Genomic DNA, 20,299 nt, shown 5'->3' on the forward strand with positions numbered 1-20,299 from the left:
GGAATGATGGTCGGGTCCGGACCTTGGCGGCACGTGGCGGCTGCGTTACCGTCTTGGGATCGGCCGGCCGCCGCGTCCATGTCGAACGTCGAACTCCGGTACAGCGCAATGTCGTTCCGTCGTACAGCCGAGCGTTCACGCCCCGGCGAGGAGGACCGCATTGACTTCCACCCCGACCGTGCCGTCCACGACTGCGCCGCCCGTTCCCGCACCCGCCGCCCGGCGCCGGCGCCTGCCGGCCGCCGTGGCCCTGCTGGCCGCCGCGGCCCTCACCGCGGCCTGTTCCAACAGCTCCGACAGTTCCGGAAGTTCGGGAGGATCGGGGGGCGGGCAGACGCTGTCCGGTGACTGCGCCGCGTACCAGCCGTACGCCGGGCACGCCGGCAAGACGGTGACGGTCTTCGCCTCGATCCTCAGCCCCGAGTCGGACAACCTGGAGAAGTCCTGGGCGGACTTCAGCAAGTGCACCGGGATCAAGATCAGTTACGAGGGCAGCAACGACTTCGAGTCCCAGCTGCCGGTGCGGGTGAGCGGCGGCAACGCCCCCGACTTCGCGATCATCCCGCAGCCCGGTCTGCTGGCCCAGATGGTCAAGAGCGGCAAGGTGGTCAAGCCGCCCGCGCAGACCGTGGCCAACCAGGAGAAGTGGAGCCCGGTCTGGAAGACCTACGGCTCGGTCAACGGCACCTTCTACGCCGCGCCGATGAGCGCCAACATGAAGTCCCTGGTCTGGTACTCGCCGAAGGCGTTCAAGCAGGCCGGCTACAGCGTGCCCAAGACCTGGGCCGACCTGATGGCGCTCAGCGACCGGATCGCCAAGGCCGGCGCCGGAAAGCCCTGGTGCGGCGGCATCGCCTCCGGCACGGCCACCGGCTGGCCGGCCACCGACTGGCTGGAAGAGGTGGTCCTGGGCTCCCTCGGCGGTGAGGTGTACGACCAGTGGGTGAGCCACCAGGTGAAGTTCTCCGACCCGAGGATCACCGCGGCGATGAAGACGGTCGCCGACTGGATGCAGAACCCGGCCTGGGTCAACGGCGGCTACGGTGATGTGAAGTCGATCGCCACCACGACCTTCCAGGACGCGGGCGCGCCGATCCTCACCGGCAAGTGCTTCATGCTCCAGCAGGCGTCCTTCTACAAGGCTCAGTGGCCCAAGGACACCGCGATCGGGCCGGACGGCGACATCTTCGCCTTCAACCTGCCGGCGGTGAACCCGTCGGTGTCCAGCCCGGTCGAGGGCGGCGGCGAGTTCCTCACCGCGTTCGCGAGCCGGCCCGAGGTGCAGGCGGTGCAGAACTACCTGTCCAGCAGCGACTGGGCGAGCAGCCGGGTGCGGACCGCGACCGGCTGGGTTTCGGCCAACCAGGGCGTGGACAAGAACCTGTACACCGACCAGATCGACCGGCTCTCCGCGGACGCCCTCACCGACCCGGCGGCGACCTTCCGGTTCGACGGCTCGGACCTGATGCCGGCGGCGGTCGGCGCCGGGCAGGAGTGGAAGTCGCTCACCGCCTGGTTCGCCGAGGGGCAGTCGATCCAGAAGACCGCCGCGGACATCGACGCCGCCTGGCCGCAGTAGCGGCGCGCGTCGCAGGAACCACCTGCCGAAGGGCGGTGCGGGGCCACCCACCCGCACCGCCCGCCCCTCCGTGCCCCCGGCCCTCCGTGCCCCCGGCCCCTCCGTGCTCCGCCCCGTGCCCCCGCCCTTCCGTGCCCCCGCCTCTCTGTGTCCCGCCCCGGGGCCGTCGGGGAGCACCCCTCCCAGTTCCCGTTCCGCCCTCCGTTGGGAAAGGACGTTCCGCCATGTCCCTCTCCGCCGGCGCCTGGGGCGACGCGATGGTCAAGTTCGGCAACGGCTTCGGAGCGATCGCCGGCTTCCTCGGCATCCTGTTGCTGGTCTTCCTGGTCGCCGGGCGCGCCTCCGGCCGTGTCGCCCGCCCGCTGGCCGTGCTGGTCCTGCTCGGACCGGCGCTGCTGCTGCTGGTGGTCGGCCTGGCCGCGCCGCTGGTCCGCACGGTCTACCTGAGCTTCTACGGCGACGACAGCCGCCGCTTCGTCGGCGGCGAGAACTACGGCTGGGCGTTCACCAGCGACCCGTTGCGCGAGGTGCTGCTCAACACCCTGCTCTGGCTGGTGGTCGTCCCGCTGGCGGCCACCGGCCTCGGCCTCGTCCTGGCCCTGCTGGTGGACCGGATGCGCGGCCAGGCGGTCTACAAGTCCCTGATCTTCATGCCGATGGCGATCTCGCTGGTCGGCGCCTCGATCATCTTCAAGTTCGTCTACGAGTCGCGCGACCCCTCGCAGCAGCAGATCGGCCTGCTCAGCCAGGTGGCGATCGCGCTGGGCTGGGACGATCCGCCGAACTGGATGCTCTCCCAGCCGCTCAACACCTTCCTGCTGATGGCCGTCATGGTGTGGGTGCAGACCGGCTTCGCGATGGTCGTCCTGTCGGCGGCCATCAAGGCGATCCCGGACGAGGTGACCGAGGCGGCCCGGCTGGACGGCGCCCAGGGCGTGCGGCTGTTCTGGTACGTCACCGTGCCGATGATCCGCACCACGGCGGTGGTGGTGCTGACCACGGTGATGATCACCACGCTGAAGGCCTTCGACATCGTCCGCACCATGACCGGCGGCAACTTCGGCACCCAGGTGCTGGCCAACGAGATGTACTCGCAGTCCTTCGTCCAGTTCAACACCGGACGGGGCAGCGCGCTGGCGGTGATCCTCTTCCTCGCGGTGCTGCCACTGGTGGCCTACAACATCCTCCAGCTGCGCAAGGAGCGTGAGGTCCGATGAGCGTACGGCGCGACGGCAACGCCGTCCGGAAGGCCTTCTCCTCCCCCCTCGCCTCGGTCTTCGTGATCGCGGTGACGGTGCTGTGGACCGTCCCCACCGTCGGGCTGCTGGTCACCTCGCTGCGCCCCAAGCAGGACGTCACCGCCGACGGGTGGTGGAACGCCCTGCTCCACCCGGACTTCGGCCTGGACAACTACCACACGGTGCTGTTCGAGGGCGGCTCCGGCGTCTCCACCGGGCTGATGCCCTTCCTGGTGAACTCGCTGGCGATCAGTGTGCCGGCCACCCTCTTCCCGCTGGTGCTGGCGGCGATGGCCGCGTACGCGCTGGCCTGGGTGCGGTTCAAGGGCAGTGACACGCTGTTCTTCGTGGTCTTCGCGCTCCAGGTGGTGCCGATGCAGATGGCGCTGATCCCGTTGCTCCAGCTGTTCTCGGGCGGGGCGCACCTGGGCTCGCTGACCGTGGTCCCGGCGCTGGACCTCAAGGGCACCTACGTGCCGGTCTGGCTGGCGCACACCATGTTCGCGCTACCGCTGGCGATCTTCCTGCTGCACAACTTCATGGCCCAGCTGCCGCGTGACCTCATGGAGGCGGCGGTGGTGGACGGCGCCTCGCATTTCAAGATCTTCCGCTCGATCGTGCTGCCGCTCTGCACCCCCGCGCTGGCCTCCTTCGCGATCTTCCAGTTCCTCTGGGTCTGGAACGACCTGCTGGTGGCGCTCACCTTCGCCGGCGGCACGCCGGAGGTGGCGCCGATGACGGTCCGGCTGGCGCAGCTCTCCGGGTCCTTCGGCGGGCGGTGGGAGCTGCTCACGGCGGGGGCGTTCCTGTCCATCGTGATCCCGCTGGGGGTGTTCTTCGCGCTCCAGCGGTACTTCGTGCGCGGTCTGCTGGCCGGGTCGGTCAAGGGGTGAGCGCGGCCCCGCCGGGGCCGGGGCCGGGGGCGTCGGCCCGTACCGGTCGGTCCGCGGCGGCAGCGGAGCGGCGGGCCGGGCGGGGCTGATCCGTGCTCAGGGGCGGTTCCGCGCCCCGGACCCGGCTCTGTCACAGGGGTGTGACGGGGCCGGGCCGGGCCTTTTTGAACTTGTTCAGAATGGTCTACAGTCGGCATCGGCCGTGGTGCCCGGCGTCCTCGCCGGTGTGGTTCCGCGTGCCCGTCGGCGGACCGCCCGGAGGGTGGCTTCCGCACGCCCACCCGACCCTTGAGGGGGAAGCCATGTCCGGATTCAGCACGCCAGCGGCGGACGGAGTGCCGCCCGGCGGCGGTGCCGGCACCGGTGCCGGTGCCGGGCCCTACCGGCCCGGGACGCCCGCGCCGCAGCCGTTCGCGTGGCTGCGGCCCGGCGACCCGGAGCGCAAGGCCCCGGCCACCGGCCGGACGGTGCTGGCGGCGGTGCTGACCGGCCTGCTCACCTCACTGGTCCTGGCCGACGGGCTCGGCGTGAACCTGCTGCTCTGCGCCGCCCTCACCGCCGCCGGCGCCGGGATCGCCGCCCGTACGGCCGGCCGCCGGCTGCGGGTGTGGACCGCGCTGTGGAGCGCCCTCGCGCTCGCCCTGCTCGCCGTCCCGGCGTTGTACGAGGCCCACTGGCCGGTGCTGCTGAGCACGGTCTGGGCCGTCGGCCTGGCCTCGCTCGCGCTGCACGGCGGGCGGCGCTGGAGCGGCGTCCTGCTCGCGCTGCCGGGACTGCTCTGGCAGCTGGTGCCGGCCCTGGGGTGGGCCCGGGCGGGGCTGGCCGGGCGCGGCGGGAACTCCCGCAGCCGGGTGGTGCCAGTGCTCAAGGGGGTCCTGGTGGCCGCCGTGCTGCTCGCCGTCTTCGGCGCCCTGTTCGCCAGTGCCGACGCGGCCATGGCGGATGTCCTCGGGAGTCTGGTGCCCAGCCTCGACCTCGGCGAACTCCCCTCCCGGGCGTCCCTGTTCGTGCTCGGCCTGGCGACCGCGCTGGGCTTCGCGCACATCGCGGCGGGCCCGCGCCGCTGGGACCGCACGCCGGTCCGGCCGGGCCGCCCCAGGGGCCGGCTGGAGTGGGCGCTGCCGCTGGCCGCGCTGAACCTGATGTTCGGCGCCTTCGCGGTGGTGCAGGCGGTGGTGGTGCTCGGCGGCGGGGAGTCGGTGCTGGAGCGCACCGGGATGAGCCGCTCCGAGTACGCCCGGCAGGGCTTCTGGCAACTGCTGGTGGTCACCGTGCTGACCCTGGTGGTGGTCGCGGTCGCCAAGCGCTGGGCGCCGCGCGGGAACGAGGCCGACCGCCGGATCGCCCGGCTGCTGCTCGGGGCGCTCTGCCTGCTCACGCTGGTCGTGGTGGCCTCGGCGCTCGGGCGGATGTGGTTCTACGTGGACGCCTCCGGCCTGACCGCGCTGCGGCTCTGGGTGCTGGCGGTCGAACTGTGGCTGGGCGTGGTCTTCCTGCTGCTGATCGCATCGGGCCTGACCCCGTCGGCCGGCTGGCTGCCGCGTGCGGTGGTGCTCAGCGCCGCGCTGGCCGCCGCGGTGTACGGGCTGGCCGGGCCGGACGCCGTGGTCGCCGAGCAGAACGTGGCCCGCTTCGAGCGGACCGGGCAGATCGACCTGCGCAACGTCCGCAGCCTCTCCGCGGATGCCGTCCCGGCCCTGGACCGGCTGCCGGGGGACTACCGGACGTGCGCGCTGGGCATCCTCGCCGCCGATCTGGAGCACGACGGGCCCACCCCCTGGTACGCCGCGAGCCTGGCCGAGTCGCGGGCCCGGGACATCCTCGCCGCACGCCCGGTGGCCGACCGGCTGGAGGGCCGGGAATACGCCTGCGAGCGGGTGGGGCCGCGCCGCGTGTTCAGCTTCGGCGGCTGACCCTTCGCCGGGCGGCCGGGCGGCCGGGCGGCCGGTCGGCAGGGGACCGGGGGCGGGGGCGGGGGCGGCGGGCGGTGGGCGAGGGAATGGCGAGGGGCCGGACGGGAGCGGTGCTGCTCCCGTCCGGCCCCTGCGCTGTCCGGTCCGCCTCCCCCGGGCGGGCGGCCGGTCAGTGCATCGCGACACCGGAGGTGTTCGACGGCAGGTCGGAGGCCTTGGCCTTGACCACGACGGCGGCGACCACGAAGGCGATTCCCGCCAGCAGCGCGCTCACCACGAAGCCGTGCGAAATGCCCTGGGCGAGCACCTCGTTGGCCGCGGTGGTGCCCTTGGGGAACTCCTGCTTTTCCAGCAGCCAGGCCTTCTGTTCCGGCGTGGCGGTGGCCATGAAGCCCGGGAGCTGCACCTTGCCCTCGCTGGTCGCGTAGTGCGCGAACACCGTGGTCAGGATCGACAGGCCGAGTGAACCGCCGATCTGCTGCATGGAGTTCAGCAGGCCGGAGGCGGCGCCGGTCTCCTGGCCGGAGACGCCGGAGACGGCGAGCAGCATCACCGGTACGAAGATCAGGCCCATGCCGAAGCCGAAGATCACCGTGGGGCCGAGGATGCCGTCCACGTAACCGCTGTCCGCGTCCAGGAAGGTCAGCCAGGAGAGCCCGACGGTGACGAGCAGCGCGCCGCCCGCCATGAACGGCTTCGGGCCGTACTTGGCCTGGAGGGTGGAGGCGATCTGGGCGGCCACGATGATGGCCGCGCTGATCGGCAGGAACGCGAAGCCGGCCTTGAGCGGGCTGTAGTCCAGCGGGCCCTGCACGAAGAGCGTGATGTAGAAGAAGATGCCGAACATGGCGGCGGCCACGCAGAGCATCATCACCAGGCCGCCGGTGCGGTTGCGGTCGGCGAAGAGCTTCAGCGGGGTGATCGGCTGCGCGGTCCGGGTCTCGATGACCACGAACGCGATCAGCAGGACCACGCCGGCGGCGAAGGAGCCGAGCGTCAGCGCGTCCGACCAGCCGTCCGACGCGGCGCGGATGAAGCCGTAGACCAGGCCGACCAGGCCGAGCGTCGAGGTGAGCGCGCCGGGCAGGTCGAAGCGGCCCGGGTGGCGCTCCGACTCCGCGATGTGGCGCGGCGCGGCGACCGCGATGAGCACGGCGATCGGCACGTTGACGAAGAACACCCAGCGCCAGTCGAGGTACTCGGTGAGCACACCGCCGGCCAGCAGGCCGATCGCGGCGCCCGAACCGGCCACCGCGGAGAACACGCCGAAGGCCCGGTTGCGTTCGGGCCCTTCGTCGAAGTTGGTGGCGATCAGGGCGAAGGCCGTCGGCGAGCAGATCGCGCCGCCGATGCCCTGGAGCGCGCGGGCCGCCAGCAGCATGCCGCCGTCCTGTGCGAAGCCCCCGAGCAGCGAGGCCAGGCCGAACAGCAGCGTGCCGGCTATGAAGACCCGGCGCCGGCCGAGGATGTCGCCCGCGCGTCCGCCGAGCAGCAGCAGGCCGCCGAAGGTCAGCGTGTAGGCGTTGATCACCCACGACAGGTTGGTGGTGGAGAACTCCAGCGCGTCCCTGATCTGCGGCAGGGCGATGTTCACGATGGTGGCGTCGAGCACCACCATCAGCTGCGAGGCCGCGATGACGGTCAGGGTGATGCCCTTGCGCGGGCCGCGGCCGCCCCGTGGTGGAGCGTTCTTGCTGAGCGTGTCGGAGATAGCCAAGTTGATGCCCCCTGCTGGCTACTGCTTACTGCTTCGTATGCTGCGGACCGTGGGGTCCGGCGCGGCCCGACGGCGTCCCGCGGGCTATGAAGGAACGGAATCGTTCACTACTGTGGACGATAGCGCTGGAGAGATTATGAACGCAAGCGTTCCTTAGGGTTGGTGACGATGGATCAGCTGACGCGGCGTCAGGCGGTGGACGACTCGGCGGGCCCTCCGGCCGGGCGGGCGGCGCGACGGGCGCCCGAGGCCGCGCGGACGCCGTGCCCCGTCCAGGTCGTCGCCGGGGCGCTGGCGCGGCCGGGGCGGCGGCGGGGGAGGGAGCTGGAGGCGGCGATCTTCGAAGCGACGCTCGATCAGCTCACCTCCGGCGGATTCGCGCGGCTGACGATGGAAGGGGTCGCCGGCGCCGCGCGGACCGGGAAGGCCGCGCTGTACCGGCGGTGGGCGTCCAAGGTGGACCTGGTCATCGACGCCCTGGACTCCACTCTGCCACGCCCCGCCGACACCCCGGCCCTCGGGTCCGCCCGCGCGGAACTGCACTACCTCGTCGAGAGTTTCGTCTCCGTCGCGCGCTCCCGCGCGGGCGGTGCGATGAGCGCGGTGATGGCCGAGCTGGACCACGACCAGGCGGAGCGGTTCAAGGGCTTCATCGCCCAGCGGATGCTGGAGCCGACCAAGGACGTGATCCTGGACATCCTGCGCCGCGGCGCCGAGCGCGGCGACGTCCGGCCCGGCGCGGCCAGCCCGGTGGTCGCCGACGTCGTCCCGGCGATGCTGCTCTACCGGCTGAAGGTCTGCGACCGGCGGATCGGCCCCGAGTTCGTCGACCAGCTGGTCGACGAGGTGCTGGTCCCGCTGATCCGGCCCTGATCCCGCGCCGCGCCCGCCCCGGGCCGCGCCCGCCTCGCGCCGCGCCCGCCCCGCTTCCGACCCGCCCCGCGCCGCGCCCGCCCCGGGCCCGGCCTGGATCCGCTCCTCCCTGGAGCCGCCCCGGGCCCGTGCCGGAGCCCGTCCGGGGGCGGGTCGGAGGCGGGGCCGGGTGGCATAGGCTGGAGTCCGACCAGCTGAACGGACCCCCCATGCCCATCGTCCCGCCGACGCACTCCGTCGAGCGCTCGCTGCGCCGCGCCGGCGCCAGGATCGTCGTCGGCCTCGACGAGGTCGGGCGCGGTGCCTGGGCCGGTCCGGTCACCGTGGGCGCGGCCGTCACCGGACTGCGCCGGGCCCCGGAGGGGCTGACCGACTCCAAGCTGCTCACCGGACTCCGCCGCCGGGCGCTCGCTCCCGTGCTCGCCGACTGGGTCACCGCGTACGCGCTCGGCCACGCCTCGGCCATGGAGTGCGACGAGCTCGGGATGACCGCCGCCCTGCGGCTGGCCGCCGTGCGCGCGCTGGAGGCGCTGCCGGTGGAGCCCGACGCGGTGATCCTCGACGGCAAGCACGACTACCTCGGCGGCCCCTGGCGGGTGCGCACGGTGATCAAGGGCGACCAGTCGTGCATCTGCGTGTCCGCCGCCTCGGTGCTCGCCAAGGTCCACCGGGACGGCCTGATGGCCGATCTCGGCGAGTCGCACCCCGAGTTCGGCTTCGCCGACAACGCCGGCTACCCGTCCCCGGTGCACCGGGCCGCGCTGGAGGAACTCGGGCCGACCGAGCACCACCGCCTCTCCTGGTCCTATCTCGACGGGCTGCCACGGTGGCGCCACCTGAAGCGGGTCCGGACGGTTCCCGGTCCCGGCGGCGCGGGCTCCGCGGAGCCCGCGGGGGAACAGCTCTCGCTCGGTTTCTGACGGTACGTCGGGAAACCTCCGGGGCGGGGCGGGGTGCTCCGGGTGCCCAAGGGGTGGGGCGCCCGTGCGCGTCCGACCGGCATTTGATAGATATCCGGGTATGCCTGTCTTCCCCGAGGAGCCGGAGATCAGCGAGAGCCTCCCGGGCCCCGGCGTTCCCAGCCCCCGCGAGTCGGACGCACAAGCCCTCAGCGCGCCAGCCACCGGCGGCGCGACCACCGCCGTACCGCCGGCCGCCGGCGTCGCGCCCGCCCCGGTTCCGGGCCCCCGCCCGGCGCCGCCGCGGCCGGCACCGCCGCGTCCGACGGCCGCGCGGGCGGACCGACCGGGGCCTTCGCCGCGCCCGAACCCGATCCCCAAGCCCAGCCCCCCGCGCCCCGCGCCCCGCCCGGCGCCGGTCGAGGTCCGGTACGTCCCCGCCGCCGAGGCGGAGGCGCTGGACCGCGCGGACGAGACCGTCGACCAACTGCTGGAGTCCGGCCGCGACCCCGGCGCCGTCCTGGTGCTGACGGTCGGCGCGGCGCACCCCTGGCAGCAGCACGAGCTCTCCTTCGGCGAGGAGCGCTACTGGGCGCAGCTCGCCGAGGGCGGCGACGTGTTCTACGCCGACGCCGGGCTGACCCGCCCGGCCCGCCGGCCGGTGGTCGTGCTGGTGGTCAACGGCGGCCCGGCCGACCGTGCCGCGGCGGTGTACGCCAAGGCGCTGCAGCACGCCGAGGCGCTGCTGGTGGTCTGCGGCGGCGCCGATCCGGCCGCCGCCGGTCCTCCGCCCGGCGCCACCGGCACCCCGGCTCCGCGCAGGCTGCCCGCCTGAGACCCGTGGCCCGGGACCACCGGGCGAGTGGCGCGAGGTCCGCGTCCCGGTATCCCTTCGGGTACCGGGACGCGGCGTTCCCGCGACCCGTCACCCGCCCGGCACCGGAGGCGGGGTGTGCGGCCCGGCCGGACGGGTCCGGTGGCGCGGGGCGGGCACGGCGCCGCTCCCGGCGCCGCTCCCGTCGGCCGTCACGGACCGCGGCCGGGTGGACGGGTGGTCAGCGGGTGCCGGTGCGGCGGGCCGGTTCGATCGCCGTGACCCGGGCGGGCCCCCAGGGGCGCTCGGGCTGGCGGGAGCGCGTCGGCCGTTCGCCGCGCTGCGGCCGCTGGGTGCGCGGGGTGTCCCGCGTGGTGCGCGGCGGCAGCTCGGTCACGGTGTGGACCGGTCCCTGCGCCCACGAGCCCGCGTGCGGATTGCGTCCGCTCCGTCCGTCGCCGAGGATCTGCCAGCCGGCCGGGGTCAGCGCGACGTACGCCCCGCAGCGCAGCCCGTGCAGTCCGGCCGCGTCCCGCAGGGCCCACATCCAGGCACCGTCCTGCTCCGTCCAGCCGGCCGAGCCCTCGCGGCAGCGCAGCAGGACGGTCGTGCGCCTCGGCGTGGGCAGCCGCAGGTCGTGCGGGGTGACCTGGCGCAGGTGGGTGAGGATCGCGTTGCGGTGCTGCCAGCCGTCCGTGTCGTGCGGCCAGGGGGCGAACGAGGCCGAGGCGGTCACCCGGTGCAGCGCGTCCAGGACGGAGACCACCACCGTGCCGGGCTGCGGCAGGTGGCGACGGTGCAGGTCCGCCACGAACTCGCGGGGATCGCGGAGCAACGGGATCCCCGAGGCCGTCCAGGTCTCCAGGTCGAGCACCCGTCCGGGGGCCGGTCTCCTGGCGGGGGAATACGGACCCCGGTCGATTCCGCTGATCACGGCCCTCCTTCCCGACCCACGAACGCGCGGGTGTCCGCGTACGCCGGAGGCATGGTCCAGGGGACCGCGCTCCGGGTACGGTCCAATTCTCAGGGCAGAGGGGGCGGAGCGGCAATGACGAAATGATGAACGCCGCCCGAAAGCCCACATTCCGCCGGAGATGTTCCACGGTCGCCCGGAACCGGCCCCGCCACCGCCGGATCGTGACCCGGCCGGGCCGGAGGGCGCTGCCGAGCCTCCCGGACAACTTCGTTCCTCCCTTCCCCCGACGCTCTGCACGGTGCCCGGCACTGCTCCGGGCGGGTGTGGTCAGCCCTGGAGGCCCAGCACCAGCGGCAGCACCGCCCCCGCCCCGGCGCGCCGCAGCAGCCGGGCCGCCACGGTGACCGTCCACCCGGAGTCCACCAGGTCGTCCACCAGCAGCACCGGCCCGCCCGCGGCCGCCACCGCCGAGGCGGTCTCCGGCGGCAGGACCAGCGCGCCCGCCACCGAGTTCAGCCGCTGCGCACTGTTGCTGCGCGACCCGTGCGGCGGCTGCCCGGTCGCGTACTCGATCCGCCCGAGCAGCGGCAGCCGCCCGATCTCGGCGATCCTGGAGCCGAGGCTGCCCACCAGCTGCGGCCTGGTGGAGGAGGCCATCGTGACCACGCCGACCGGGCGCTCCAGCCGGGTGCCGTCGGCCGTCGCCGGGCCGGCCCAGCCGCCGGGCCCGCGCGCCCAGTCGGCCAGCACGGTGACCAGGGCGTCCACCACCTCGCCGGGGACCGGCCCGTCCGGGGCCTGGTCGGAGAGCAGCGAGCGAAGGCGGGTGCCCCAGCCGATGTCCGAGAGCCGGCCGAGCGCCCGGCCCGTCTCGGCCTGCTCGCCCGCCGGGATGCGGCCCTTGAGCGGGATCCCCAGCGCGTCCATGCCGGTGGGCCAGAGCCGGCGCGGCTCGACGCCGACGCCCGGCCGGCCGAGGGCGGCGCGGGCGGCCTCCAGGGCCTGCGCCGAGACCTCCGGGCCGTGCAGCGGCCCGGCGCAGTTGTCGCACCGGCCGCAGGGCGCCGCCTGCTCGTCGTCCAGCTGGCGGCGCAGGAACTCCATCCGGCACCCGGTGGTCGTCGCGTACTCGCGCATCGCCCGCTGCTCCGCCTCCCGGGAGGCGGCCACCTTCGCGTAGCGGGCGGCGTCGTACTCCCAGCTCCGGCCGGTGGCCGTCCAGCCGCCCTTGACCCGCCGGACGGCGCCGTCCACGTCGAGGACCTTGAGCATGGTCTCCAGCCGGGTGCGGCGCAGGTCCACCCGGGGCTCCAGCGCGGCGGTGGAGAGCGGCCGGCCGGCTTCGGCGAGAGCGTCGATGGTCCTGCGGACCTGCTCCTCGGGCGGGAAGGCGAGCGAGGCGAAGTAGCGCCAGATCGCCTCGTCCTCGCGGCCGGGCAGCAGCAGCACCTCGGCCCGGTCGACCCCGCGCCCGGCCCGGCCGACCTGCTGGTAGTAGGCGATCGGGGAGCTGGGGGAGCCGAGGTGGACCACGAAGCCGAGGTCCGGCTTGTCGAAGCCCATGCCGAGGGCGGAGGTGGCGACCAGCGCCTTGACCCGGTTGGCCAGCAGGTCGGCCTCGGCGGTGCGGCGCTCGGCGTCCTCGGTGCGGCCGGAGTAGGAGGCCACCGTGAAGCCGCGCTCGCGCAGGAAGGCCGTCACCTCGTCGGCGGCGGCGACCGTGAGGGTGTAGACGATGCCGGAGCCGGGCAGTCGGTCGAGGTGGTCGGCGAGCCAGGCCAGCCGGTGCGCCGGGTCGGGCAGGCTCAGCACGCCGAGGGTGAGGCTCTCGCGGTCGAGCGGGCCGCGCAGCACCAGCGCGTGCTCGTCGCCGGCACCGGTGCCGAGCTGCTCGGCGACGTCGGCGGTGACCCGGGAGTTGGCCGTGGCGGTGGTGGCCAGCACCGGGACGCCCGGCTGGAGCTCGGCGAGCATGGTGCGCAGCCGGCGGTAGTCGGGGCGGAAGTCGTGGCCCCAGTCGGAGATGCAGTGGGCCTCGTCGACCACCAGCAGGCCGGTGGAGGCGGCGAGCTTGGGCAGCACGTGGTCGCGGAAGTCCGGGTTGTTCAGCCGCTCGGGGCTGACCAGCAGGACGTCCACCGCCCCGGCGGCGACCTCGGCCTGGACGGCGTCCCACTCGTCGGTGTTGGCGGAGTTGATGGTGCGGGCGTGGATGCCGGCCCGGGCCGCCGAGTCGACCTGGTTGCGCATCAGGGCGAGCAGCGGCGAGACGATCACCGTCGGACCGGCGCCGCGCGCCCGCAGCAGGGCGGTGGCGATGAAGTAGACGGCGGACTTCCCCCAGCCGGTGCGCTGCACCACCAGGGCCCGGCGGTGGTCGACCACCAGGGCTTCGATGGCCGTCCACTGGTCCTCGCGGAGGGTGGCGCCCGGGCCGGCCAGCTCGCGCAGGACGGCCTCGGCCCGCGCCCGGACCTCGGCGCGGTCGGCGGCGGTGGCGGTGGTGGGGGTCTTCGGCTGCTGCATGGCCCCCATGTAACCCCGAGGAACCGACAAGGGGCGAACGACGGGGGGTGGGAGGAGGCGTCGGCGGGGAGGTGTTTCATCCGTTCTTCTGCTGAACGGCGGCCGATTTTCCCCCGGACGAGTGGCTCGGCGATACGCCGTTCGGGGGAGGAGATATTCACAGGCCGGGTTTGTCCACAGATCTGGAGGAACTTTCCGGGGGCTGCGGAGAAGTGCGGCAGCCTTCCGGTCATGACCGACGAACCCATCGCGCTTTCCTTCGGTGACGGCCCCGACGGCCGTCCGATCACCATGCGGGGCCCGGCCGACATGGCCGAGGTGCTGCCCTACCTGCTCGGCTTCTTCCCCGACGACAGCATCGTCGCGGTCGGCCTCCAGCCGCCCGGCCTGCACCAGGGCGGGGTGATCCGGCTGGACATCCCCGAGTCGGCCGAGGAGTGGCCGGCCGCCGCCGAGGAGACGGCCGCGCTCCTCGTCCGGCTCTCCGAGCGGCAGGACCGGCGGCCGGTCCAGGTCCTCCTCTACCTCTGCCAGGATCCCGCCGGGCCGCCCGGCGGGAGACACGGCCCGCCGGTGGCCGAGCGGCTGCGCCCGCTCGCGGAACGGTTGCGGCAGGCCTTCGAGAGCCGGGACGTGCGGGTCAAGGAGTCGCTGTGCGTCTCGGCGGGCCGCTGGTGGTCCTTCCTCTGCACGCGGGAGGGCTGCTGCGACCCGTCGGGCCACCCGATCCGCCGCACGCCCGGGCCCGGGCCGGTCGCGGTGGCGGCGACCGTCGCCGGCCTGGCGCCGCGCGGCAGCCGCAAGGAGATCCTCGCCGGGCTGGCCCCGGTCGGCCCGCCGGGAGCGGCCGCCCTGCGGGGGGCCTTCGCCCGGGCGGGAGCCGGCCCGTCGCCGGGGCGGTCGCCCGACCGGCGCGAGCACGCCGCGCTGCTCGACGCGGTCGTGGCGGAGTTCATGGCCGGGGCCAGGGTGCTCGACGAGGACCGGACGGCGCGGCTGCTGCTGGCGCTCCAGGACCGGACCGTCCGCGACCGCGCGGCCGAGTACGCCAGACCCGCCGAGCTGGCGCCCGCCCAACGGCTCTGGCGGTTCCTGGCCACCCGTTGCGTGCCGCCCTACGAGAGCTGCGCCGCGCCGCCGCTCACCCTGCTGGCCTGGGTCTCGTGGGTCGCGGGGGACCTCGCGACCGCACGGGTGGTGCTCGGCCACACGCTCCGCCGGCATCCCTCCTACCTGCTCGCGCAGCTGCTGTACGAGTCGCTGAACGGGGGCTTCGCGCCGGACACCCTGCTGGCGACCGTGGAGGCGGAGCGCCGCCGTCGCATCGGGCTGGAGGAGCGGGAGCAGCAGGCGGCCGAGGGGCCGGCGGGAGGCGGGGAGCCGGAGGCCGGGCTGGCGCCGGATCCGCTCCCGGCGCCCGCCCCCGCCACGGACGGGCCCGCCGCCGGGAGGGCGCGCCGCCGTGGCCGTCGGCGGCGCGGCCGTCCCTCGGCGGAGGGCACGACGGCCGGTGGGCCCGGGCCGGGCCGGGTGCCCGGGGAACCCGCCGGCCCCGGCCGCCCGGCCGGGGCGCCGCCCGGGCGGGACGGCGACGGCAGCGGTGGCGCCCCGGGGCCGGGTGGAGGCGCCGTGGCCTCCACCGCGCGGCCGCGGTGCACGGATGCGGCCGCGGCCCGCTGCCGCACCGCCCGGGCGGCGGGGTGCCGGCCGCCGGAGCGGCAGCGTGCCCTCCGCGCGGGACGGATCGGCCGTCCGGTGCCCTGGCCGTCTCCCTCCCCGGCGGGCGGCTGCCGACGGAGCCGGGCCCGGGGCGTGCGGGGCGCGGCGGCGGAGCGTCATGGGAAGTGACGTCCTGACGGCCCCGGCGGGCGGGCCGGCCGGGCCCGCCCGCCGGGGGACCGGCCTCCCCCGCCACCCCACCGGGCGGCCGGGGAAGCCCCGGCCGGACCGGTTCCGCCCGGTGGCCGCTGCCGGCGGGGCGCTACGCCTCGCCGCGCGCCATCGCGATCAGACGGTCGAGCACCTTGCCCCCGCTGACCCGCAGGCCGTCGTGCTCCCACTCGTTGGTGATCCAGGTCCGCAGCCCCCGAACGGACCGCGCGGTCTCCAGCGAATCGGCGGTGTCGACGTACATGTCGTCGTGGTAGACCGCCGCCACCACCGGCACCTCGTTGGCGGCCAGCCGGGCCGGGTCGTAGAGGTCGGGCCAGTCGGTGCGGGCGGCGAGCAGCTCCGCGGTCTCCTTCAGCGGGCGCAGCGCCGGGTCGGTGTCGAACATCCAGGGGTAGATCATCTCCCCGGTGAACAGCACCGGCGCACCGGACTCCAGCGCCGCCCGGGCGTCGAACTCCGGGAACTCCGCGCGGACGCGCGCGGCGGCCCAGCCGGTGCCGGCCGGGTCCACCGAGCGCTGGCCGTAGATCGACTCATGCAGGACGGCGTAGAGCGGGCCCTGCGCGAAGGAGAGCTGCGCCTGGGCGCCGGCGAGGAAGGTGTCGGAGAGCTCGGGACCGGCCGCGCCCTCCACCCAGGCCTCCTCCAGCAGGTAGTGGAGGGTCCCGGAGCCGCTGCCGCCGCCGAGCAGCAGTCCGAGCGCCTGGAACGCCTCGACGGTGAGCCGTCCGCCGTCGGGCAGGACGGCGGGGGCGTCGGCGAGGTGCGCGGCGATCCGGCGCACCGCCTCGACGTCCTGCGGGAAGCGCGCGTAGTGGCCCTCGTTCTTGCGGACGACGCGCGGGTAGGCGGCCCGGTAGACGTCGTCGGCGGAGCTGCGCAGCCCGGCCAGTCCGCCGGTGATGAAGGCCCGGTCGAGCCCCTCGGGGGCGTTCGAGAGGTAGGTGAGGGTGCAGAAGCCGCCGAAGCTCTGGCCGAGCACGCTCCACCGGCGGTCGTCGCCGAGCAGCCGGCGGCGGATCAGCTCGGCGTCCCGCACGATCGAGTCGGCCCGGAAGTGCGCGAGGTAGTCGGCCTGCTCCTTGGCGCCGCCCCGGCGCGCCAGCGTCTGCCGGGTGGCCGGCGTGGACCGCCCGGTGCCGCGCTGGTCGAGCAGGAGCACCCGGTAGTCGTCGAGCGCGCGCTCCAGCCAGCCGTCCCGGCCGAGCGGGCGGCCGGCCTTGCCGCCCGGACCGCCCTGGAGGAAGAGCAGCCACGGCAGTCCGGTGTCCTCGGCGCGGCCGGAGGCGACCACCTCGCGGGCGTACACCTCGATCTGCTCGCCCTGCGGGGCGGCGTGGTCGAGCGGCACCCGGAAGACGTGGTCGGTGAACTCAATCCCGGGCAGCCGGCTGGCGGTGGACATACAACTCCTCGGTCTCTGCTGGTCACAGCGGTCGCGCCGGCCCCGGCCGGGGTTGCCGGTGGCGGGGCCGCGACCCCCGCACCGTATCCTGGCCGCGGCCCGGGGCCGCCCCGGCGGCCGCCACCCGCGACCGCCCACCCGGCGGCCCGGGCGGCCGGGTACGACGGGCCGGCAGGGGCGGCGGTCCGGCCGGCGACCGCGGCGCCCGGGCGGCGGCCCGGCCCGGGGCGACCCGGCGGGCGTGACCTGCCGCCGGTCTCCGGCGTTCACCCCGGGGGCCCTGTGCCCGGGGGCGGACCGCCCCGCGGGGCCCGGCGGTGCGCCGGAGGCGCGGTGACGGCCGGGCGCGACGACGCCCGGGGAACGAACGACGCGGAGCCGGTACCGACGCGGTACCGGGCGCCGCTTGGCACGGCCCGGCACCGGGTACGGCCAGACACGGCACAGCGGCCGGCGGGGTGTCCGCCGGCCCGGCAGCAGCACGCACGCGATCGAACATGCTCGCGGCCCACCGGCCCTGACCGGCCACCGGACCGCCGAGGGGAGGAGAGTCCGGTGACCGCGATGAGGCCGCCACAGGCCGCACCCGCCGAGAGCGTGGCCGGCGCGCCCAGACCGGCGGGCCGGCCGGACCAGGCCCAGCCGGCCGGCCCCGGCGGCCCGGCCCGGTCCGTGCCGCCGCGCCCGCAGCCGGCCGCCACCCACCACGCGGTGCTCTGCGTGAACGCGCCCGCGATGGCCGCCTCGGGCCCCGACGGCCAGCTGCGCGGACACGGCCTGCACGGCTTCTACCGCTCCGGGGTCCGGGTGGTGGCCCGGATGGAGGTGCGCCTCGGCGGGGTCGAGCCGCTGCCGCTCCAGGGCACCCTCACCTCGGCGGCCCAGGCCCGCTTCCTGGGCGCCGTCCGGCTGCCCGGCGACCTCGACCCGGACCCGGCGCTCACCGTCGAGCGGCTGCGCCACGCCGACGGCGTCGAGACCGTCACGGTGCGCAACGCCGGCAGCCGCCCGGCCCGGCTGCCGCTGGAGATCGCGCTCTCCACCGACCTCGGCCCGGTCGGCGAGATCGCCGCCGGCCACCGGCCGCCGGACCTGCCCGGCCAGGTGCAGTCCGCCGGGCTGCGCTGGGCGGGGCCGGCCCACAGCGCCACGGTCAGCGCCCAGCCCTCGCCGCACGCCGTGCTGGCCGGAGCCGGCGTGCTGCGCTGGGACCTGGAGGTCCAGCCGGGGGCGCGCTGGTCGGTCGAGCTGCGGGCCGGGCTGGAGACCACGGCCCCCGGACCCCGCCCGCCGGGCGGCCGCGGCACCGGGGTGCCGCTCCCGTGGGCCGAGCCCGAGGTGCGCTGCGACGATCCGCGCGCGGCGCTGGTGGTGTCGCGCTCCCTGGACGCCCTCGGCGGGCTGCTGTTCGCCGACCCCGACCGGCCCACCGACCTCTACCTGGCCTCCGGCGCACCCTGGAGGTTCGGTCTCGCTCCGGCCGACGCGCTCTGGGCGGCGAGGCTGACCCTGCCGCTCGGCACCCGGCTCGCGGCCGGCACCCTGCGCGCCCTGGCCCGCCGTCAGCAGCCGGCCGCCGCCCCCGGCCAGGGCCCGCACCGCCCCGAGGGGCTGCTCCCCGGCGCGCTGCGGCACGGCGGCCCCGAGCTGCCGCCGACCTGCACCGCCACCGAGGCGACCCTGCTGTTCGTCACCGTGCTGGCCGAGGCCTGGCGTTGGGGCCTGCCCCGGGCGGAGGCGGCCGAACTCCTCCCGGCCGCCGAGCGCGCGCTCGGCGCGCTGCGCGACGGTCTGGTGGACGGCTTCGTCACCGACCTGAGCCGACCGGTCGAGGAGCGTTCGGCCCACCCGGTTCCGGCGCGTGCCGAGGTGCAGGCCCAGGCGCACCGGGCCGCCCTGCACGGCGCCGACCTCCTGGAGGCCTTCGGGCGGCCCGGTGCGCAGGAGTGGCGCGGCTGGGCGGCCGACCTGCGCGGCCGGTTCCGCGAACGGTTCTGGGTGGACGACCTCTCCGGCGGCCGCCCCGCCGCCGGGCTCGCCCCGGGCGGCCGGCCGCTGCCCGCCGTCGCCGCGTCCCTGGTCCACCTCCTCGACCCGGGCCTGTCCGCCGACGGCGGCCGGCACGAGAGCCTGCTGGACCGCGAGCAGACCAGGCTGCTCGCCCAGCGGCTGGCCGCGCCCGAGCTCGACAGCGGCTGGGGGTTGCGCACGCTCAGCGCCAAGTCGCCCCGGTTCAACCCGCTGGGTCACCGCAGCGGGGCGGTGCGCGTCCACGAGACCGCCCTCGCCGTCGCCGGGCTCGCGGAGGCCGGCCACGAGAACGAGGCCGGTGCCCTGCTGGAGGGGCTGCTCGCCGCCGCCGCCCACTTCGAGGGGCGGCTGCCCGAGATGTACGCGGGGGAGCAGTGGACCCCCGGCTGTCCGCCGGTGCCGCACCCGGGGGCCTGCCGGCCGGCGGCGGTCTCGGCCGCCGGTGCCGCGCACGCGGTGTTCGCGCTCGCCGGGGTCAGGCCGGACGTCCCCGGCGGGCGGGTGCTGGTCCGCCCGGCCAGCACGGCGCCGCTCGGGGAGCTGGAACTGACGGGGCTGCGGGTGGCCGGCGAGCCGTTCTCGGTCCGGGTCAGCCGGATCGGCGTGGCGATGGTGGAGGAGGCGTCCGCAGAGCTCCAGCTGGTGGCGCGCTGACGCCGCCCCCGCCCCCGCCGCCCGGGAGCGGGCCGGACTCCACCGGCCCGCGCGGGCCGGGCGGCGCGGACGGCACGGGGCGGCACGGCCCGTACACGGGCCTGTGCTTATCGTCAGAGAGACGACTATGATCGTCGCCATGTCGCGTTATGACCCGTCGGCCTTCCCCCCGTTCGCAGTCACGGTCGACCTGGTCGTGCTGACGGTGCGCGAGCACGCGCTCTGTGCCCTGCTGGTCCGCCGGGGCGAGCCGCCGTACCAGGGCTACTGGGCGCTTCCCGGAGGATTCGTGCGCCCCGACGAGGGACTGGCCGAGGCCGCCTCGCGGGAGCTGGCCGAGGAGACCGGCCTGCGCGCCCACTCCGCCCCCGGCCACGACGCGGCCGGGCCCGGCGCCGCCGGCGCCCACCTCGAACAGCTCGCCACCTACGGCCACCCCCAGCGCGACCCCCGGATGCGGGTGGTCAGCGTGGCCTACCTGGTGCTCGCGCCCGACCTGCCGACCCCGCGCGCCGGCGGCGACGCCAGCGGCGCCCGCTGGGCCCCGGTCACCGAGCTCCTCGGCCCCAACCCGGCCGACGGCGTCCCGCTCGCCTTCGACCACGGGCTGATCCTGGCGGACGGGGTGGAACGCGCCCGCTCCAAGATCGAGTACTCCTCGCTCGCGACGGCCTTCTGCTCGGCCGAGTTCACCGTCGGCGAGCTGCGCCGGGTCTACGAGGCGGTCTGGGGCGTGGTCCTCGACCCGCGGAACTTCCACCGCAAGGTCACCGGCACCCCCGGCTTCCTGCTGCCCTCGGGCGGCACGACGACCCGTCAGGGCGGGCGCCCAGCCCAGCTGTTCACCTCCGGCGGGGCCAATGTGCTCAACCCGCCGATGCTGCGCCCGGAGTCCTGAACCCGCTCCTCCGGTGCCCCGGACCGGCACGGCCGGCGGCCCCCGACGTC

Annotated in this window: 14 protein-coding genes; 10 read left to right on the plus strand and 4 right to left on the minus strand. The window is 75.6% G+C overall.

Annotation, left to right across the window (positions count from 1 at the left end; translation table 11 throughout):
• Positions 1-160 precede the first annotated feature (160 nt).
• The 4 genes from ACF1AK_RS27495 to ACF1AK_RS27510 all read left to right on the plus strand — a co-directional run bounded on the left by ACF1AK_RS27495 (position 161) and on the right by ACF1AK_RS27510 (position 5,623).
• Positions 161-1,579 carry an ABC transporter substrate-binding protein gene (locus tag ACF1AK_RS27495; protein ID WP_391501507.1) on the plus strand — a complete coding sequence of 473 codons (1,419 nt, stop codon included), beginning with the start codon at positions 161-163 and terminating at the stop codon, positions 1,577-1,579.
• A 224-nt stretch (positions 1,580-1,803) separates the two neighbouring features.
• Complete coding sequence (locus ACF1AK_RS27500) at positions 1,804-2,796, plus strand: carbohydrate ABC transporter permease (protein WP_391501508.1); 993 nt, start codon at positions 1,804-1,806, stop codon at positions 2,794-2,796.
• A complete protein-coding gene (locus ACF1AK_RS27505; protein ID WP_391501509.1) occupies positions 2,793-3,710 on the plus strand; it encodes a carbohydrate ABC transporter permease in 918 nt (305 codons plus the stop codon). Before ACF1AK_RS27500 ends, ACF1AK_RS27505 begins: the two co-directional genes overlap by 4 nt.
• 302 nt (positions 3,711-4,012) lie before the next feature.
• A complete protein-coding gene (locus ACF1AK_RS27510; RefSeq protein WP_391501510.1) occupies positions 4,013-5,623 on the plus strand; it encodes a DUF4153 domain-containing protein in 1,611 nt (536 codons plus the stop codon).
• 169 nt (positions 5,624-5,792) lie between these two features.
• Here ACF1AK_RS27510 and ACF1AK_RS27515 read toward each other — a convergent pair whose 3' ends face one another.
• Positions 5,793-7,340 carry an MFS transporter gene (locus tag ACF1AK_RS27515; RefSeq protein WP_391501511.1) on the minus strand — a complete coding sequence of 516 codons (1,548 nt, stop codon included), beginning with the start codon at positions 7,338-7,340 and terminating at the stop codon, positions 5,793-5,795.
• Positions 7,341-7,508: 168 nt separating this feature from the next.
• Between ACF1AK_RS27515 and ACF1AK_RS27520 the strand changes: the two genes are divergently transcribed.
• From ACF1AK_RS27520 to ACF1AK_RS27530, 3 genes are all read left to right on the plus strand, one after another.
• Entirely contained in the window at positions 7,509-8,213 is a 705-nt protein-coding gene (locus ACF1AK_RS27520; protein ID WP_391501512.1) for a TetR/AcrR family transcriptional regulator, read from the plus strand.
• A 209-nt stretch (positions 8,214-8,422) separates the two neighbouring features.
• A complete protein-coding gene (locus ACF1AK_RS27525; RefSeq protein WP_391501513.1) occupies positions 8,423-9,133 on the plus strand; it encodes a ribonuclease HII in 711 nt (236 codons plus the stop codon).
• 100 nt (positions 9,134-9,233) lie between these two features.
• Positions 9,234-9,947, plus strand: a complete 714-nt coding sequence (locus ACF1AK_RS27530) for a hypothetical protein (protein WP_391501514.1) — start codon at positions 9,234-9,236, stop codon at positions 9,945-9,947.
• A 220-nt stretch (positions 9,948-10,167) separates the two neighbouring features.
• On the opposite strand, the gene ACF1AK_RS27535 is transcribed toward ACF1AK_RS27530, so the two are convergent.
• Positions 10,168-10,860: a hypothetical protein gene (locus ACF1AK_RS27535; RefSeq protein WP_391501515.1), complete on the minus strand. Its 693-nt coding sequence runs from the start codon at positions 10,858-10,860 to the stop codon at positions 10,168-10,170.
• 309 nt (positions 10,861-11,169) lie between these two features.
• Positions 11,170-13,368 carry a RecQ family ATP-dependent DNA helicase gene (locus ACF1AK_RS27540; RefSeq protein WP_391501516.1) on the minus strand — a complete coding sequence of 733 codons (2,199 nt, stop codon included), beginning with the start codon at positions 13,366-13,368 and terminating at the stop codon, positions 11,170-11,172.
• Positions 13,369-13,599: 231 nt separating this feature from the next.
• On the opposite strand from ACF1AK_RS27540, the gene ACF1AK_RS27545 reads away from it, so the two are divergent.
• The gene (locus ACF1AK_RS27545) at positions 13,600-15,216 is read left to right on the plus strand and encodes a DUF4192 domain-containing protein (RefSeq protein WP_391501517.1); all 1,617 of its coding nucleotides are present in this window, start codon (positions 13,600-13,602) and stop codon (positions 15,214-15,216) included.
• Between the two features lie 133 nt (positions 15,217-15,349).
• Here the strand turns inward: ACF1AK_RS27545 and ACF1AK_RS27550 are convergent, their stop codons facing one another.
• A complete protein-coding gene (locus ACF1AK_RS27550) occupies positions 15,350-16,666 on the minus strand; it encodes an alpha/beta fold hydrolase (protein ID WP_391501518.1) in 1,317 nt (438 codons plus the stop codon).
• Between the two features lie 564 nt (positions 16,667-17,230).
• Here ACF1AK_RS27550 and ACF1AK_RS27555 point away from each other — a divergent pair.
• Positions 17,231-19,351, plus strand: a complete 2,121-nt coding sequence (locus ACF1AK_RS27555; protein ID WP_391501561.1) for a glycogen debranching N-terminal domain-containing protein — start codon at positions 17,231-17,233, stop codon at positions 19,349-19,351.
• A 139-nt stretch (positions 19,352-19,490) separates the two neighbouring features.
• Entirely contained in the window at positions 19,491-20,249 is a 759-nt protein-coding gene (locus tag ACF1AK_RS27560) for an NUDIX domain-containing protein (protein ID WP_391501519.1), read from the plus strand.
• Positions 20,250-20,299 lie beyond the last annotated feature (50 nt).

This window comes from Kitasatospora sp. NPDC015120 (assembly GCF_043080305.1).
Lineage (GTDB): Bacteria > Actinomycetota > Actinomycetes > Streptomycetales > Streptomycetaceae > Kitasatospora.